At 73.3% G+C, this 16,989-nt stretch carries 14 protein-coding genes; 7 read left to right on the forward strand and 7 right to left on the reverse strand.

The genetic code is table 11. The features are described 5' to 3' along the window. The first annotated feature begins 11 nt into the window (after positions 1-11). Positions 12-3,014 carry a M12 family metallo-peptidase gene (locus tag JX575_RS19225; protein ID WP_206054459.1) on the forward strand — a complete coding sequence of 1,001 codons (3,003 nt, stop codon included), beginning with the start codon at positions 12-14 and terminating at the stop codon, positions 3,012-3,014. 182 nt (positions 3,015-3,196) lie between these two features. Here the strand turns inward: JX575_RS19225 and JX575_RS19230 are convergent, their stop codons facing one another. Together JX575_RS19230 and JX575_RS19235 are read right to left on the reverse strand one after the other, a co-directional pair. After that, positions 3,197-4,228 (reverse strand): AMP-binding protein, encoded by a 1,032-nt coding sequence (locus tag JX575_RS19230; RefSeq protein ID WP_186339636.1) that lies wholly within the window; start codon positions 4,226-4,228, stop codon positions 3,197-3,199. Between the two features lie 212 nt (positions 4,229-4,440). After that, positions 4,441-5,496, reverse strand: a complete 1,056-nt coding sequence (locus JX575_RS19235; protein ID WP_206054460.1) for a hypothetical protein — start codon at positions 5,494-5,496, stop codon at positions 4,441-4,443. Between the two features lie 115 nt (positions 5,497-5,611). Between JX575_RS19235 and JX575_RS19240 the strand changes: the two genes are divergently transcribed. The 6 genes from JX575_RS19240 (at position 5,612) to JX575_RS19265 (ending at position 11,627) form a co-directional block, all read left to right on the forward strand. Then, positions 5,612-6,232: a TetR/AcrR family transcriptional regulator gene (locus JX575_RS19240; RefSeq protein ID WP_186339637.1), complete on the forward strand. Its 621-nt coding sequence runs from the start codon at positions 5,612-5,614 to the stop codon at positions 6,230-6,232. 133 nt (positions 6,233-6,365) lie between these two features. Further along, positions 6,366-7,196, forward strand: a complete 831-nt coding sequence (locus JX575_RS19245; protein WP_186339638.1) for a class II glutamine amidotransferase — start codon at positions 6,366-6,368, stop codon at positions 7,194-7,196. A gap of 66 nt (positions 7,197-7,262) precedes the next feature. Next, positions 7,263-8,138 carry an HDOD domain-containing protein gene (locus tag JX575_RS19250; RefSeq protein WP_186339639.1) on the forward strand — a complete coding sequence of 292 codons (876 nt, stop codon included), beginning with the start codon at positions 7,263-7,265 and terminating at the stop codon, positions 8,136-8,138. 230 nt (positions 8,139-8,368) lie between these two features. Continuing rightward, entirely contained in the window at positions 8,369-9,148 is a 780-nt protein-coding gene (locus tag JX575_RS19255) for a MerR family transcriptional regulator (protein WP_186339640.1), read from the forward strand. After that, positions 9,145-10,035: an ABC transporter ATP-binding protein gene (locus tag JX575_RS19260; protein WP_186339641.1), complete on the forward strand. Its 891-nt coding sequence runs from the start codon at positions 9,145-9,147 to the stop codon at positions 10,033-10,035. Before JX575_RS19255 ends, JX575_RS19260 begins: the two co-directional genes overlap by 4 nt. Continuing rightward, positions 10,032-11,627, forward strand: a complete 1,596-nt coding sequence (locus JX575_RS19265) for a hypothetical protein (RefSeq protein WP_186339642.1) — start codon at positions 10,032-10,034, stop codon at positions 11,625-11,627. The genes JX575_RS19260 and JX575_RS19265 overlap by 4 nt, the downstream gene beginning before the upstream one ends. A gap of 19 nt (positions 11,628-11,646) precedes the next feature. Here the strand turns inward: JX575_RS19265 and JX575_RS19270 are convergent, their stop codons facing one another. From JX575_RS19270 to JX575_RS19290, 5 genes are all read right to left on the reverse strand, one after another. Then, on the reverse strand, positions 11,647-11,979 hold the full coding sequence (locus JX575_RS19270; RefSeq protein ID WP_186339643.1) for a hypothetical protein: 333 nt from the start codon (positions 11,977-11,979) through the stop codon (positions 11,647-11,649). Between the two features lie 290 nt (positions 11,980-12,269). Beyond that, on the reverse strand, positions 12,270-12,992 hold the full coding sequence (locus tag JX575_RS19275) for a GntR family transcriptional regulator (RefSeq protein WP_186339644.1): 723 nt from the start codon (positions 12,990-12,992) through the stop codon (positions 12,270-12,272). A gap of 45 nt (positions 12,993-13,037) precedes the next feature. Beyond that, the gene (locus JX575_RS19280; RefSeq protein WP_186339645.1) at positions 13,038-15,185 is read right to left on the reverse strand and encodes an acetate--CoA ligase; all 2,148 of its coding nucleotides are present in this window, start codon (positions 15,183-15,185) and stop codon (positions 13,038-13,040) included. Further along, positions 15,166-15,951: an enoyl-CoA hydratase/isomerase family protein gene (locus JX575_RS19285; protein WP_186339646.1), complete on the reverse strand. Its 786-nt coding sequence runs from the start codon at positions 15,949-15,951 to the stop codon at positions 15,166-15,168. The genes JX575_RS19280 and JX575_RS19285 overlap by 20 nt, the downstream gene beginning before the upstream one ends. Further along, positions 15,951-16,988 carry an acyl-CoA dehydrogenase family protein gene (locus JX575_RS19290; protein ID WP_186339647.1) on the reverse strand — a complete coding sequence of 346 codons (1,038 nt, stop codon included), beginning with the start codon at positions 16,986-16,988 and terminating at the stop codon, positions 15,951-15,953. Before JX575_RS19290 ends, JX575_RS19285 begins: the two co-directional genes overlap by 1 nt. Position 16,989: the final 1 nt, after the last annotated feature.

Below are 16,989 nucleotides of genomic sequence, written 5' to 3' on the forward strand. Positions count from 1 at the left end.
TCAGAGGCTGCATGTCCCGTCCGCTCCGCTACCTGTCCCTGCTCGTCTCCGTCGCCCTCGCCCTCGTCGGGCTCCAGGCCCTGGCCCTGTCCGGCACCGCCGCCCCACCGCCCGACGACGGCTACTGGACCGCCAGCCAGCAGCGTCCCGGCGGTGACCGCGGCGACGCCGAACGCCGCGTCGAGCCCACCCGCTACGCCGCCTTCACCCTCGACCGCGACGCCATCAGCGCCGCGCTCGACCGGGCCCCCGCCGAGGACGCCGCCCGCTCCGACAGCACCGGCACCGTGGTGAGCGTTCCGGCTCCCAACGGCGAGCTGGTCGACTTCCGCGTGCACGAGGTCGCCGTCATGGAGGCCGAGCTCGCCGCCCGTCACCCCGAGATCGCGACCTACGCCGGCCGCGCCGTCGGCGACCCGACCGCGACCATCCGCCTCGACCTCACGCCGATGGGCTTCCACGCCTCGGTGCGCGGCTCCGGTGAGCGTGCCGCCTGGTACGTCGACCCCGCCTGGAACGGCGACGACAGCCTCTACCTCTCCTACCGCCACGGCGACCTTCCCGCGAGCGAGCGGGGACTCGTCGAGCCCGAGCTCGACGACGACCTCGTCAAGAGTCTCGGCGACAAGTCCGCGGGCGAGGCCCCCGGCACCGAGGTCTCGCTGCGGACCTTCCGCCTCGCGCTGGTGACCGACCCGTCCTACGCGACCTACTTCGGCACCGCCAACGTGCTGGCCGAGAAGGTCACCCTGATGAACCGGGTCAACCAGATCTACAACGACGACCTCGCCGTGCGGATGCTGCTGATCAACGACACCGACAAGCTCAACCTCGACACCGCCGCCAAGGCGACCGAGGCCAACGGCCCGTGTGGCTCGGCACCGTGCTTCCCGCCCGCCACGCTCGCCGGCGGCTGCACCGGCGGTCTGCTCAACCGCAACCGCATCGTGCTCGGCCAGCTCGTCGGCGCGTCGGCCTACGACGTGGGCCACATCGCGCTCGGCGTCAACGGGGGCGGCGTCGCCGGCCTGGGCGTCATCGGCGGCGACGGCAAGGCCCGCGGCTGCACCGGCCTCCCCGCCCCCGAGGGCGACTACTTCGCGGTCGACTACGTCGCCCACGAGATCGGCCACCAGTTCGGCGGTCCGCACACCTTCAACGGCACCGAGCTCAACTGCTCCGGCAACCGCGGCGGATCGCCGTACGAGCCGGGCTCGGGCAGCTCGGTCATGGCCTACGCCGGCATCTGCCAGCAGGACAACCTCCAGCCGCACAGCGACCCGTACTTCTCGCAGCGCAGCATCACGGACATGACGACCACCATGACCGCCAACCGCGCGCCGATCAACGAGGTCCAGACGGTGTCCCTGCGCGGCTTCAGCGACGCCGAGTCGTTCACGCTGAGCTTCAACGCCCAGCAGACCCCGCCGATCGTGCGCGGCACCAACTACACCCTCGACGGGATCGACGCCGCCATCGAGGCCGTGACCGGCGTCGGGAGCGTGGAGGTGCGAGGTTTCGGTGACTTGCGGGTGGTTGCGCCCGCGCCCGGCAACGTCCCGACGCTCGACGACACCGGCTTCGAGGTGCGCTTCACCGGTGCCCCGTACGCCGGCACCGACGTCGCCGCGCTCGGCTTCGCGCCGGCCTCCGGTGACGTCACGGGCTTCGTCGGCGAGACCGCCCAGGGCGGCCCGCAGCGCAACGGCGGCTTCACCGTCACGCCGTCGGGCAACCACGCTCCGGAGGTGCAGGCCCCGGTGACGAAGACGATCCCGATCCGGACGCCGTTCGCGCTGACCGGCGAGGCCAGCGACCCCGACGGCGACCCGCTGGTCCACATCTGGGAGCAGAACGACCGCGGCGGCGCCGCCGGCACCGCGCTGGGCAACCAGACCAAGGTCGACGGCCCGCTGTTCCGGATCTTCGGGGTGCACGCCCCGGTGACCCCGGCCGGCGCGCTGCAGATCAACTCCCCCGGCGAGAACCTCGCCACGTCCAGCCCCACGCGGGTGTTCCCGGACATGGCGCAGATCCTGGCCAACAACACCAACGCGATCGACGGCACCTGCCCGGCCATGCCGACCAAGCCGCCGGTGGGCAGCCCGACCCCCGTCCCGCTCCCGACGGTCCCCGTCACCGAGTGCTTCGCGGAGTGGCTGCCGACCGCCGACTACGTGGGTTCCGCCGCGCAGCCCGGCGTCGGGTGGGACGGCAACGCCGAGCCGTCGCTCAACTTCCGCTTCACCGCCCGTGACCTCGCCCCCGAGGGCGGCGGCTACGCCTACAGCGACGTCAAGCTGCTCATCGACAAGACCACCGGCCCGTTCCGCGTGACGTCGAAGAGCGCCGCCAGCGCCGCCGCGGTGGGTGGTCGCACGGAGACCGTCTACTGGACCGCCAACACCGCGGCCCTGTCGCCCAACGTGAGGATCAGCCTCTCGCTCGACGGTGGCAAGACGTTCCCGACGGTGCTCGCCGAGAGCACGCCCAACGACGGCAACGCCCAGGTGACGTGGCCCGACGTGCCCAGCACCACGGCGCGGATCAAGGTCGAGGCGGTGGAGAACTACTTCTTCGACGTCAACGACGCGGACATCACGATCCTGTCCGACAACGTGCCGAGTGATGGTGGCACCACCACCCCGACGCCGACCCCGACCCCGACGCCGACCCCCACCCCCACCACGCCGAGTGCCGACAAGGTCGCGGCGCGGGTCTCGACCAAGATGGTCAAGCCGGTGGAGCTGGGCAGCCGGGTGAAGCTGCGGGTGGCCGTGGCCGCCCACGACGTCACGCCGTCGGGCAAGGTGACGGTGACGGTGAAGGGCGCGGGCCGGTCGAAGGCCTGGACGAAGACGCTCGACGCCGGCGGCCGCGCCATCGTGAAGCTGCCCCGCTTCGCGCGCACCGGCAAGGTCAGGCTCGTCGTGCGCTACCGCGGCGACGACCAGGTCCGGGCCGGCACGAAGACGATCCGGTTCTCGGTGGTCGACCGGGGTCGCGCCAGCTGACGCGATCGTGAGTGACGAGGGGCCGTCGGTGGCGACACCGGCGGCCCCTCGTGCGTCCGGGCTCCGGACGGGGCGCCGTCACGGCACCGGTCACGGCACTGCTCGGGCGAGTCAGCCGGCGGCTGGTGGTCGACGAGCAGCGTGGCCACCGGGCCCTCGATGCCGAGGGCGTCGTCGAAGGTTCACGTCCGGGTCGGCAACGCCGGCAGGAAGGCCGAGGCGCCCGGCTCAGGGGGGAGCCGGAGGTCGAAGTCGTCCCCGCGCGCCCGGCGCGAACGACGCGGCAGGTCGGCGGCATCACCGAGGACGAGCGGCGGCGGCTGGGGCAGGTCCGCGGCGCGCAGGTCGGCGAGCTCGACGACCTCGACCGCCCCACCGAGGTCGCCGAGGGAGTCGAGGACGGCCCCGGCGTGCCGCTCGGGCACGACGACGACCGAGGGGCGCACGGCGGCCATGACGCCCGGCAGGCGAGCGGGGTCCTCGACCACGCAGAGGGCGAACCCGAGGTCGAGCTGCGTGCGCCGCACCACCTGGAGCAGCGCGTCGGCGGCGTCGGCGACGACGAGGGCACTCGACCGGGCCTCCACCAGGCCGTCGCGCAGCCCGGCCACCGGGACGCGGCCCAGGGGCGCCCGCTCCGAGATCATCCGGGGGTCGGCGTCGTCCGGGTCGACGATGTCGTCCGAGCGCTCCACCAGCGTGGGGTCCATCACCAGGCGCTCCGCGCCGAGCTCGAGCAGGCGGTCCCACCCGCGGCCACCGTCGACGGCGAACAGCTCCGCCCGCGGGAGGGTGACCCCGTCGAGGCGCGACAGGTCGTCGGAGTCCTCGGCCACCACGAGGCGTACGTCGGCGTCGCCGAGCTCGCGGGCGAGGTCGCCCGCGGGGGCACCGGGGGCGACGTGCACCACCACGGCGCCGACGACCCGCAGCGCGAGGTCGAGCTCGGGGTGGGCGTGGTCCGCCGGCAGCAGCGACACGACGACCTGGTCCACCCGCAGCCCGCTGCGGACCAGGCCCGCGGCGGCGCGCTCGACCGTCTCGGCCACCTCAGCCCAGGTGCGCGTCGCGCCGGCCCCGGACGTCAGGACGAAGGCGACGTCGTGGGGACGCTCCGTGGCCAGGTGCGCCAGCGAGCGCCACGGGGACCACCGGGCAGGCGCGGTCGCGCGACCCGGCAGCGCCGGGGCGCGTGCGACCGGGATCTGGCCCATCGAGTTCTCCCCACGAGGATCAGCTGACGAGACGTCCACCCTTGCGGCCACCCCGCAGCAGGGTGTCCGTTTTACCCTCGCGTGGGTTGCCGGTGGGCAAGCCGTTGGTCGCTGGTCTGGTCAGCTGGTCAGGTCATGCCAGGTGCGGTGCACGCCTGCTGCCCCCGTCGGATCAGGCGGGATCAGGCGGGATCAGGCGGGCTCAGGCGGGCTCAGGCGGGCTCGGGCGCCTGGCGAGCGACGCCGTACGCGTGGAGAGCGAGGCCGGCGATCACCCAGGCGGCGAGGGTGAGAGCGGCGGTCAGTCCGCCCGCGCCGCCGAAGTAGGCGGCGGAGCGCACGAGGGTGCCGGCGGCGCCGGGCGGGAGGACCTGGCCGATGGTGCCCAGGCCCGCGGGCAGCCAGGCCCCGGTGGTGGCGATGCCGGCGAGCGGGTTGCCGAGGAACATCATGGTCATCGCGCCGATCGTGAAGCCCTTGCCGCCGAAGGCCTGCTGGAGCCCGCTGAGCAGGAACGCCAGTGCTGCGATGCCCAGTGCCATGGCGCCGGCGACGGGCCAGAACGCGGTCTCGATGCTGCCGAACCAGAAGCGCAGGACCCCCGAGACGATCAGGCCGCCCGCGACGGAGAAGCCGAGGACGCCGGCGAGCCGCCACGTCGGGCGGCGGGGGAAGAGCGTGCGGAAGGCGACCGCCGGGACGATGCCGCCGAAGACCAGCGGGAACGCGAGCCCGCCGATGCCGATGCCCGTGGGGTCCGACTCGGGCAGCGCGACGACGTCGCTGGTGCTGACCTCGGCGCCGAGGGCCTGGCCGAGGCTCTGGGCCGTGGCGGTGACGGCGGAGGAGATCGCGGCCGAGCCGGCGCTCGCGACGACGGCGTGGACCTCGCCGCTGCCGACGACGAAGCCGCCGGCCACCTCCCGGTCCCGCACGGCGTCGGCCAGTGCGCGGGCGGAGTCGAAGCGCTCGAGGCGGTAGGCCTCGGGCGCCGTCGCGGCGAGGTCGTGCTCGACCTGCGTGGTCATCGCCGCGGATCCCACCACGCCGACCGGCAGGTCGTGCGCGCCGCTCTTGAGCGAGGGGAGGATGAAGAGCGCGAGGAGGAGCACCAGGAGCGCCCCCAGCCCGGCCGTCATCCCGATGGCGGCCACCAGCGGCGGAGGCGTCCGGCGTGCCGGCGTGCTCGGCCGTGAGCCGTCGTCGTCCACGCCCTCCCCGGTAACGGTGGGTGCGGTGGGGATGGAGACGGGCGTGGGGGTGGTCACGGGGGTCCTCGCGGAGAAGCCGGCCGGAGGCTTTTCCTCCGCTTATGTGGAGAACAATCCTCCGCTTATGCTGGTCGAGTCAAATCACCGACCCGCCCGGCACCAGGAGACCCCCATGCGATCGGACGCAGCCGAGCGGCGCGCCCGGATCATCCGAGCGGCCCGGCACCTCTTCGCGGCCGAGGGCGGCGAGGTCGCCCTGGAGGCCGTCGCCGACGCCGCCGGGGTCGGGATCGCCACGCTCTACCGCAACTTCGCGTCCAGGTCGGCGCTGGCCGACGAGGTGGTCCTCGCGATCCTGCTCGACATGCGCGCGGCCGCGGCCGAGGCCCTGGCCGACCTCGAGACCGACCCGGCGCAGGCGTGGACGCGCTATGTCGGCAGGCTCGCCGACCTCGACCTCGGCGCGGTCTCCGCCGCCCTCACCGAGCACGTGACCCGCGACCTCGCCGCCCCCGTACGAGAGGCCCAGGAGCAGACGCTCGCCGGGGTCGAGGGGGTGCTCGCGGCGGGCCGGCGGGCCGGGCTGGTCCGCGACGACGTGGCAGCGCTGGAGCTGGTGCTCGCCCTGGGGCTCGTCACCCGACCGCTGCCGGAGGCCATCCGGGATGCGGCACCCGACCTGGTCCCCCGACTGCTCGCCACCCTGCTCGCCGGGATGACACCCGGGCCGCGGCCTGCGTGGCTGGAGTCGTGGAGCCCCGAGCCGACCGGGGCGGTGCCACCGGGCACGTGACGCGGGCGCCCGGTGCGCGCCGCGGGGTCGTACGTCGAGGCGGACGGCGACCGCAGGAGGGCTGGCCCCACGACTCTGGGCGGCGCGGCGGCACCGGCGTATCGTGCGGGAGAGGGACGAGGAGGAGGGGCCCATGTGTCGCTGGCTCGCCTACTCCGGCTCGCCGTTGCTGCTGGAGGACCTCCTCTTCAGGCCCACCAACTCCCTCGTGGTGCAGAGCAAGCGATCCGAGATGGGTGCCGAGGCCGTCAACGGCGACGGGTTCGGCGTCGGCTGGTTTGGCGCGACGGGCACGCCCGGTCGCTACCGCAGCACCGAGCCGGCCTGGAACGACCTCAACCTGCGCGAGGTCGCCGCGGAGGTCCGGTCGCACCGGTTCTTCGCTCATGTCCGCGCGACCTCGGGCACCCCGGTGCAGCAGACGAACTGCCATCCCTTCCGCCACGACCGCTGGTTATGGATGCACAACGGCGCCATCGCCTCCTTCTCGCGGGTCAAGCGCGACCTGACACTGGCGGTGGCTCCCGACCTCTTCCCGCTGATCGCCGGGTCGAGCGACAGCGAGATCTTCTTCTACCTCGCGCTGACCTTCGGCCTCGAGGACGATCCGCCCGCCGCGGTCTCCCGGGCCGTCGCGCTGATCGAGCAGACGGGGCGTCGCCACGGCGTCGAGCACCCGCTCCAGATGACGGTGGCCACCACCGACGGCGAGACCACGTGGGCGTTCCGCTACGCCAGCGACGGGCACGCCCGGTCGCTGTTCCACAGCACCGACGTCGACACGATCAAGAGGCAGCACCCCGACCACCCCGTGCTCCACGACCTCTCCGCCGGCTCCCGGATCGTGGCCTCCGAGCCGCTCGGCACGCTGGTCGGGATGTGGCAGGAGGTCCCGGAGTCCACGCTCCTGGTGGTGCGCGACGGCGTGGAGGAGGTGCGTCCGTTCCGCCCGGTGGGACCCTGAGCGCCCGACCGGCTCCCGACCCCACCAATCCCTCAGGTCTCGCGCCGTCGTGCCGATCGGGACGACGTGACCACCGCACCGCTCGTGGACCAGGCGGACCTGTTGGCCGCCGCCGAGTCCGTCGAACCCCTTCCCCACACCATCGCCCGACTCGCCACGCTGGTCGCGGACCCCGACTCCGACATCCGCGAGATCAGCGAGACCGTGGCCCTCGACGTCTCGCTGGCCGCGGACGTGCTGCGCCGGGCCAACTCGGTGGCGCTCGGCCACCGCGCCAACATCACGTCGGTGCGCGACGCCGTCGTCCGGCTCGGGTCCAGCACCCTGCTGTCGCTGACCATGGCCTCACGTGTCGGCGGCAGGATGCTGGCGGCGCTGCCGGCGTACGGCCTCAAGCCGGGAGCGCTCTGGGAGCGCTCGGTGGCCGCGTCGATCGCGGCCGAGGTGATCCGCTCCCGAGCCCGCGTCCCGGTCCCGGCGGAGGCAGGCACCGCCGCGCTGCTGCACGACTTCGGCATGGTCGTGCTGGCCCGGCACTTCGGCAACCAGATCCTGGACATGCTCGCCCTGGCCGCCGCCACCGACGGCCTCGACCTGGTCGAGACCGAGCGGCGGGTCCTCGGGCTCACCCACGCCGACATCGGCGCCGCGGTCGCCGAGGCGTGGGGACTCCCGCTGACGATCGTCGACGGCATCCGCGAGCACCACGAGGCACACGAGGACCTGTCCGCCGTGAGTGCGGCCGTGGCGCTGGCGTGTGCGATGTCGCACGAGATCACCACGCGCGACGAGGACCCGGAGGAGCTCGAGAGCCAGGTGACCCGGCACCACGAGGTGGCGCCGCTGCTGCAGGTCCTGCAGCTCGACGACCGCGCCTACCACGAGATCGTGGAGACGTCGCGCGAGCGCTTCGACGCGGTGGCCGACCGGTACAACGCCTGAGCCCCCCGGGCACGCGGCTCGGCGGGAGGCATCGGCCAGGCGGGCGCTCTCGCTGTCGTCGACGATTCCCGGCGCGCGCTCCTGGAGGGTCTTGAGGTCATCGGCGAGGAACAGGTGGGTGTCCACGACGAGGTGCGCACTCGCCGTCGTGGGCGCAGCCGGGATGTACGTCTCCGAGAAACCGCGCCGACACTTGCCGTGACGTCACGTCGCACCGCCATGCTGGTGCCATGCGGGTCAAGGACGCGGCCGATCTGGCCGGGGTGAGCGTGCGGACCGTGCGGCACTACCACGCGCGCGGACTGATACCTGTGCCTGCGACGGTGGCCGGCGTGCGCGACTACGGGCTGAGCCACGTGGCGCGGTTGATCCGGATCCGGTGGCTGGTCGAGTCGGGGCTGAGCCTCACCCATATCGCCGAGCTGCTCTCGGGCGAGCACGACGGCGCCGGGGCGAGCGACCTGCGCGAGGCGCTGGCCACGCTCGATGCGCGTCTGGCCCAGCTCACCGGTCAGCGCGAGCGGCTCGCGCGGCTGCTCGACTCGATCGTCGCCGGTGGCTCACTGACGCCCCTGCCGCAGGTCGTCGTCGACTTCTACGACGAGCTGGAGGCCCACGCCCCCGACGAGTCCTCTCGTCGGGCGATGTGCGAGGAACGGGAGTTCCTCGAGCTGGCGTACTTCCGCGGGGACGTACCGCCGGAGGCCGAGGCACTCTTCCTCGGCTCGACACCGGAGCTGGTCCGCGAGGGCCTGGCGGCGTTCGCCGCTCTCCACACCGCCGACGAGCTCAGCGACGAGGAGCTCGACGCGTTCGCTTCGGCCAACGTCGAGCGGATGAAGCGGCGGGTCGGCGAACGGTTTCCCGAGATCGCGGCCTCGATCGACCTCGACGTCGTGGCACGACTCTATGCGCTCTTCGACGCGACCAACGACGAGCGCGGCCGACGGCTCGGCACGGCCATGCAGCGACACCTGACCCGCGAGATCGAGACCGGGAGGAAGCAGTGAGCGAGCCGGCAGTTCTGGCCCAGGGACTGGTCAAGACCTTCGGCGACTTCCTCGCCCTGGACGGCCTGGACCTGACGGTCACCACGGGCGAGGTGCACGGGTTCCTCGGCCCCAACGGCGCCGGCAAGAGCACCGCCATCCGGATCCTGCTCGGCCTCTATCGACCGACTGCGGGGCAGGTCCGCGTCCTCGGACTGGACCCTGAGATGGACCCCGGCGCGGTGTGCCGGCGAGCGTCCTACGTACCGGGCGAGGTGGCGCTGTGGCCCAGCTTCACGGGGCAGGAGGTGCTGGACGCGCTGGCCGGGCTCCGCGGTGCGTACGACGCGGACGCCGAACGCCGATTGGTCGACGCCTTCGCGCTCGACCCGTCGCGCCGGGTGCGCACCTACTCCAAGGGCAACCGGCAGAAGGTGATGCTGGTCGCCGCGTTCGCCGCGCGAACCGACCTGCTCGTCCTCGACGAACCGACCTCCGGCCTCGACCCGCTGATGGAGGAGGTGTTCGCCTCGTGCGTGCGCGAGGCCGCCGCGGCGGGGCGGACAGTGCTGCTCTCCAGTCACATCCTCAGCGAGGTGGAGCGCCTGTGTGGGCGGGTGACGATCGTCAAGGACGGTCGGTTGGTGGAGACCGGGCGGGTCGACGAGATGCGCCATCTGGCCTCCTCGACCGTCAGTGCGGTGGTCCCGTCTGGTGCTGGCCACAGGCTCTCGATCTCCGGCGTCGAGGCTGCCTGGGCCGGCGACCGGGTCTCCGTACGCGTCGCCGGACACGAGGTCAACGACGTGTTGCGCGCCCTGATGGACGTCGGCGCGACCTCGATCACCTGCGAACCCGCCACTCTCGAGGAGCTCTTCCTGCGCCACTACGAGGTGGCCGCCCGATGATCGGTCCCTTGTCCGTGGCCGCTCCGCTGTGGCGGCACAACCGGGCCTGGACGCTGGCCTGGCTCGGCGCGACCGGCGTGGTCGCGGCGGCCACGGTGCCCGGCTACTCCTCGACCTATGCCGACGCGGCCACCGCCAGAGCCGCGCTCGACGAGGCCCGTGCCGACCCGGCGACACAGTTCCTCTACGGCCGACTCGGCGAGCTGGGGACGCCGGCGCAGATCTACGCGTGGGAGATGGGGACGTTCCTGACCCTGATCGCCGCGTTCATGGCCGTGCTGCTCGCCGTCCGGCTCAGCCGCGCCCTGGACGAGGACGGCTCGCTCGAGCTGCTGCTCACCACCGGCCCGCAGCGCCGCGACGCGGCCTGGGCGGCGCTGATCCTGCTCGGCGCTGTCGCCGTCGGGCTCGGGCTGGTCTGCTTCACGGCGACCGCGGCGTACTCCGGTCGCATCGACGGCGTCGACGTCGCCGGAGCCGCGACGCTCGGGCTGGTCGTCGTGCTCACCTTCCTGCTGGTCGGGTTGGTCACCGCTGTGCTGGCGATGGCCCTGCCGACCGCACGCGCCGCCCGGGCCGCGGGCGCCCTGGCGGTCGCGCTCGCCATCGGCGTCCGCGCGATCGCCGACGTCGGGCAGACGCCGGCGCTGCAGTGGGTGGCACCGATGTCGCTGCGAGCGCTGGCGCTGCCGTTCGCCTCCGACCGGGTGCTGTGGCTGGTGCCCGCAGTCATCGAGGCGGCGGTGCTCTGCGGGGTCTTCGTGCGCCTCGCCACGGCCAACGAGCTCGGCGCCAGCATCGTCAGGCTGCCCCAACGACAGTCCGCCCGGCTTCGGATCGACTCCCCCCACGGCCTGGCGTGGCGGCTCGACCGGCGGCGGGCGCTGTGGTCGACCCTGCTCATCGCCGCTGGCGCAGCGCTGTTCGCCGTCCTCGGCGCTGGGGTGATCGACAACCTGCGCCGGGGCCGCATCGACGGCGGCTTCCTCGGCGCCCAGCTGTCGGGGCGCGACCCTGCAGAGGCGTACTTCGCCTTCAGCGGCACGATCGCGGCCCTCGTGGCCTCCGCCGTCTGCATCACCCTGATCACCCAGGTCGCCGCCGCCGAACGCTCCGGCCTCGCCGAGCACGTACGCGCCGCCGGTGCCACCCGCTCCGCTCTGCTGCGCGCGTACGTGGGCGTCGCAGCCCTCACCTCGCTCGCCACGCTGCTGCTGTGCGGCGTCGCTTCCGGATTGATCGCCCGCGCGATCGTCAGCGGCCCCGACGTCACGCGCGACGCGTTCTGGCAGGCAGTCCAGCAGTGGCCCGCCGTGGCGGTGGTGATCGGGCTGGCCGCCCTCGCCGTCGCCGCTGCGCCGCGGATCAGCTGGATCGCCTGGGTGCCCCTCCTGGTCGGCGGCGGGGTGACGCTGCTCGGCAAGCAGCTGCAGCTCCCCTCGGGGGTGGTCGACCTGAGCATGTTCGGCCATACCTCGGCGGGCCTCGCAACGAGCACCGGAGTCGCCGCCCAGCTGGTGCTGGCCGCGGTGGCCGCATCAGCTGTCGTCGCGGCCCTGGCCGCCGTCACCCGCCGCGACCTCGCCGCCTGAGCCGGCGCGACGACCCCGCTCAGCAGATGTCCTGCTCGGTGATGGCATCTCCGCACACGACGTAGGACCAGCTGGTCGAGAGCGTGAACAGACGACCCCCGACGTCGTAGCTCACGTCCACGCGGTCGATGTAGGCACCGCTGCGCCCCGTCTCGACAGTCGTGATGATCTCGGTGAACGGATCGCTCCTGCCCGACCCGCACAGCGGCTCGTCGAACCGTGCTCCGTCGACGTCGGTGAGTGACTGCCGGCGAAGCTCGCCGCGCTCACGCAGCTCGGCCGGGATGCCGAGCTCTGAGCCGACCGGGGCCCGGTCGACGGCCGGTCCGTCACGCCGCCCCGGAACAGGCACCGTGCGCGACGCGAAGTCCACGTTCCCCGCGCCCCGGGTGATGTGGGGTTCGGCGGCACGAGCGGCGCGAGCCCCCTGATGGGGCCGGACCGGATCGTGCTGGATGGCCTGGTCGCCATGGGCGGTCCTTCCGGTTCTGCACGGGGCGATGCAGGCAAGCGCACCACGATCAGTGACCCGGAGGCAGCCGAGCCGGCCGACCTGATTCGGGCGGTGCTGGACCGCGTTCGAGATCGACGCCCCACCAGGTGGTTGTGTCTCGAGGTCGTGATGGGTGCCGACGGGCCTGCCTACCCCGGGACCCGCCACACCTCACGAGGGATGATCGGCTCCTCGAGCAGGTCCTCGCGCTCGAGGTAGGCGCGGTAGGCCTCCAGGTGCACAGCCATGGCGCGCCGGGCCGCCGCACCGTCGCCGGCCAGGATGCGCTCGGCGATCTTGCGGTGGGAGGCCGCGGTCTCGGCGAGGTGGCTGGCGTGGATCTTGCCGGGCCGGAAGTGCTCCTGGAACGGGTGGTGCAGGGCGTTGAGCGCCGTGCCGAGCACACCGTTGCCCGTGGCCTCGGCCACCAGCTGGTGCAGGTCCTGCACCTGCCCCAGGCCCGACTCCTGCTCGACCAGGCCGCGGAGGGCGGTCCGCTGCTCCTCGGAGATGTTGCGTGCGGCCAGCTCGGCCGCCGCCGGCTCCACGAGCTGGCGGTACTCGGCGAACTCGCGCAGCGTCGTGTTCCGCATCGCGAAGACCAGCGAGACCACGTCGCTCACCTGCCGCACCTGCGGGTGGCGCACGAAGACACCCCCGTGCACCCCCCGCCGGACCTCGATGAGCCCGTCGTGCTCGAGCAGGCGGAGCGCCTCCCGAACGGTCACCCGACCCACGCCGTACTCGGCCATCATCTCGGTCTCCGTGGGAAGCGCCGTGCCCTCGGCGAGACGGTGGACGATGATGCGCTCGCGGACCGCCGAGACCACGATGTCCGAGGCCTTGGGGATGCGAGGTCTACGCGTGCCCATGCCTCATCCTCTTCTCTCGGCCCCGGTGGCCGGCGCAGCGCGGCGTCACGGGACGTCGGTGGTCGCCCTCACCACCAGCGCATCCACCGCGACCGGGATCCCGTCGCTGTCGACGACCAGTGGGTTGAGCTCGGCGGTCTCCAGTGCGTCGCCCTCCTGGAGGACGAACTCGCCGAAGGCCAGGATCGTCCTGGTGAGCGCGTCGCGGTCGACCGGCACCCGGCCGCGGGGGCCCTTGAGCAGCTCGCTGTACTGCAGGCCGTCCATCATCGAGATCGCGTCACGCTCCTCGAGCGGTGGGAGACGGACCTGGACGTCCGATGCCAGCTCGGTGAGGACGCCGCCGACGCCGAGGACCACCACGGGGCCAAAGATAGCGTCCCGGCGCATTCCGAGGATCAGCTCAGTCTCACCCGCCACCATCTCCTGGACGACCAGCCGCCGGTCCGCCACCCCCATGGCACCGGCCCGGGCGAGGATCTCCTCGGCGGTCGTCGCCACCGACCCACTGTCGCGCAGGCCGACCGCGACCAGTCCGTGGTCGGACTTGTGCGGGACCTCGGTGGAGAGCAGCTTGACGACGACCGGGAAGCCGAGCGCCTCCGCCGCCTCGGCCGCCTCGGCCGAGGTGTGCACCGCCCGCTCGGCGACGGTCTGCACGCCGTGCCGCCGGACCAGCTCCTTGGCCGCGACCTCGTCGAGGGCCGAGGAGGTCGTGCCCGAGCTGGGCGCCGGGGCGGCGTGCGCGGACCCGCCGTCCCCGTCGCCACCGACCGGGGTCGACGAGGTGGCCGGCTCGCAGAAGTGGTCCACCAGCCGGGCCACGGCGCGAACGGCACGGACCGGGTCGGTGAACGCGGGGAGCCCGGCCTCGGCGAGGCGGCGTACCGCACTCCCGGTGCCACCGACCCAGACGGTCACGACCGGCTTGTGGGTCGTGGCGGCCACCTCGGCGATCAGCCGGCAGGCGTCCGCCTCCTGGTTCTGCATGTTGCCGAGCATCACCATCACGACGTCGGTGTCCGGGTGCTCGACCGCCAGCTCCAGCGCCGGGCGCAGCAGCTCGGTGTCGCTGACCAGGGCCCCGGTGAGGTCGATCGGGTTCCGCACGCTGGCGAACGCCGGGAGGACCTCCCGCATGTCCTGCGCCCAGCTGCCGGTCCAGGGCGCGACCTCCAGTCCGTGGTCCGCGGCGGCGTCGGTCATCAGCACTCCCGCTCCGCCCGACAGGGTCAGGATCGACAGCCGCCGCCCCGCGGGGCGCGGGGTGAAGGCGAAGACCCTCCCGAGGTCGAGCAGCTCGTCGACGCTGTGCGCGCGGATGACCCCGTGCTGGGTGAGGAGACCGTCGAAGACGACGTCCTCACCGGCGAGGGCGCCGGTGTGGGAGGCGGCCGCCTCCGCGCCTGCGGCGGAGCGGCCGACCTTCATCAGGCACACCGGCACGCCACGGCGCTGCGCCGTGGCCAGCGCGTCGCGGAACCGTCCCGGCTCCCGGACGCCCTCGACGTAGCCGAGGACCACGCGCGTCGCGGGGTCCTCCGCCAGGGCGCCGACGACCTCGGCCAGGCTCACGTCGACCTCGTTGCCGGTGCTGACGAACCGCCCGACACCGAGGGCCGAGTACTGCGCCTCGGTGAGGATGAAGGCACCCATCGCACCGCTCTGCGAGACGAAGGCGACCCCGTCGTCGCGCAGGGTGAGGTCGGGGTCGTCGATGCCGGACATGAAGGTGGTCGTCGCACCCGACGCCACGCCGATGACGCCGTTGCAGTTGGGTCCGACGACCCGGATCGGGTGCTCGCGGGTGACCCGAGCCAGCTGCTCCTCGAGCAGGCGGCCCTCCTCGCCGGTCTCGCTGAACCCGGACGCGAACACCACCGCCACCGCTACCCCGGCGACGGCGCACCTCTCGACGGCCTCGACGACGGCCGTGCTGGGGAGCACGATCACCGCCAGGTCGGGGACCTCCGGCAGGGCCTCGAGGCTGGGGTAGCACGGCAGGCCCTGCACCTCCGTGCGGGCGGGGTTGATCGGGTAGATCGGTCCGGCGAAGCCGTACCGCTGGAGGTAGCGCAGCGTCCGCCCCGCCGCCTTCACCGGGTCCGACGACGCGCCGACGACCGCGATGCTGCGCGGGTCGAACAGGCGCGGCACCAGCTCCTCGCGTGCCTCACTGACCGGTGTAGACACCAGGACGCCCTTCCGCACGGGCGCTCAGCGCCTCCTGGTGGTCCGCCGTGCGCATCGAGAGGTGCTCGTAGGCCAAGGACAGGTCCAGCACCTGGTTGGCCGTGGCCTGGATGGCCTTGTTGATGGAGGCCTTCGTCGCGCGCAGGGCGTACGGGGGCTGGGCCGCGAGCTCCTCGGCGAGCGCGAGCACCTCGGCACGGAGCTCCGCGGCGGGGACCGCGCGCGAGACCAGGCCCATGGCCGCGGCCTCACGCCCGTCGATGAGGCGGCCGGTGAGCAGGTGCTCCTTGGCCCGGCCCGGACCGATCAGCAGCGGCCACACGACCGCGCCACCGTCGCCGGCGACCAGCCCGACGTTGACGTGGCGGTCGCCGATCCGCGCGTCGTCGGCCATGTAGACGATGTCGCACATCAGCGCGATCGTCGCCCCGAGTCCCACGGCGGCGCCGTTCACCATCGCGACGATCGGCTTCTCGAGCCGGAGCAGGATGTCGATGAGGTCCCGCCCCACCGACAGCACCCGGTCCTTGGAGCCGTAGCTGTCCTTGCCCGCCATCTCCTTGACGTCGCCCCCGGCGCAGAAGCCCTGGCCCGCGCCGGTGAGCACGATCACCCTGGTCGCCGGGTCCAGGTCCGCCTCCTGGAGCGCGCGTCGCAGCTCCAGGTGGGTGGCGGGATCGAGCGCGTTGCGCCGTTCCGGGCGGTTGATGGTGATCATGGAGACCTGCCCGAGCCGCTCGTGCAGCACGGTCGCATCGGAAGTCATCAGGCGCTTGCCCTTCTCGTGGTGGTGGGTACGCCGAGTGCTCGGCCGAGCATCCGGCGGTGGTCGGCGGGCGCCACCGAGGCCTCCAGCGCCCACACGCGTTTGGCGAACATGTGCAGCGGATACTCCGCGGAGTAGCCCATGGCGCCGTGCGCCTGGATGGTGACCCGCGCCGCCTCCTTGGCCGCCCGCACCGAGGCCAGCACGGCCATCGAGACGTGCGACTCGGCCGCCGAGTCCCCGCTCGACATCGACCACGCCGCCCGCCACACGGCGGGACGCGCGAACTCGACGCGGAGGTGGACGTCGGCGAGAGCGTGCTTGATGGCCTGGAAGCTGCCGACGGGGACGCCGAACTGCTCGCGACCGCGGACGTAGTCCAGGGTCATCGCCAGCATCCGGCGCGCCAGGCCGACCAGCTGTGCCGCCGCGGCCAGCTGGAGGCGGAGGCGGAGGGCGGCGATGTCGGACGCGGCGAGCTCCAACGGCTGTCCGCCGGTCGGATCGTCTCCGAGCCGGGCGAGCGGCCGACACCTGTCGAGCGGCACGTCGACCACGCGGGCCGCGGGCGGGTCGAGCAGCCGGAGCGCGGGGCTCTCGCCGTCCTCCCCGACCAGCCCGACGGTGGCCTGGTGACCCCACGCGGCGAGCGCGGCGGGCTCCGGCCACCACGCCACGAGCGGCGCGCGGTCGCGTGCGGGATCGACCAGGTCGTCGCGACCGGCCGCGGCGAGGACGGGCATGGCGCAGATGGTCTCGGCGACCGGGAGCGGAACGGCGCTGTGGCCCAGCTCCTCGCACACGACGGCGAGCGCCACCTCGTCCAGGCCGAGCCCGTCCGACGCCTCGTCGAGCAGGAGCCGGTGGACACCGAGCTCGGCGAGGGCGTCCCAGAGCCGCTCGACCTCCGGCTCCGGGGATCCGCCCGGGTCCGACTCCCACGCACGCGCCAGCAGCTCGGGCGGGCAGAGCTCGGCGAGGAGGGACGCGGTCACCTCGGCCAGCGCCCGGTGCTCCTCGGTCAGATCGAATCTCATG

It is taken from the genome of Nocardioides sp. zg-1228 (assembly GCF_017086465.1).
GTDB lineage: Bacteria > Actinomycetota > Actinomycetes > Propionibacteriales > Nocardioidaceae > Nocardioides.

Bases quoted from the DNA above. Each gene is read 5' to 3' on its own strand.
- JX575_RS19290 (WP_186339647.1), bottom strand. From the start codon at position 16,988: ATGAGATTCGATCTGACCGAGGAGCACCGGGCGCTGGCCGAGGTGACC.
- JX575_RS19275 (WP_186339644.1), bottom strand. From the start codon at position 12,992: ATGGGCACGCGTAGACCTCGCATCCCCAAGGCCTCGGACATCGTGGTC.
- JX575_RS19255 (WP_186339640.1), top strand. From the start codon at position 8,369: ATGCGGGTCAAGGACGCGGCCGATCTGGCCGGGGTGAGCGTGCGGACC.
- JX575_RS19245 (WP_186339638.1), top strand. From the start codon at position 6,366: ATGTGTCGCTGGCTCGCCTACTCCGGCTCGCCGTTGCTGCTGGAGGAC.
- JX575_RS19230 (WP_186339636.1), bottom strand. From the start codon at position 4,228: ATGGGCCAGATCCCGGTCGCACGCGCCCCGGCGCTGCCGGGTCGCGCG.
- JX575_RS19265 (WP_186339642.1), top strand. From the start codon at position 10,032: ATGATCGGTCCCTTGTCCGTGGCCGCTCCGCTGTGGCGGCACAACCGG.
- JX575_RS19285 (WP_186339646.1), bottom strand. From the start codon at position 15,951: ATGACTTCCGATGCGACCGTGCTGCACGAGCGGCTCGGGCAGGTCTCC.
- JX575_RS19225 (WP_206054459.1), top strand. From the start codon at position 12: ATGTCCCGTCCGCTCCGCTACCTGTCCCTGCTCGTCTCCGTCGCCCTC.
- JX575_RS19240 (WP_186339637.1), top strand. From the start codon at position 5,612: ATGCGATCGGACGCAGCCGAGCGGCGCGCCCGGATCATCCGAGCGGCC.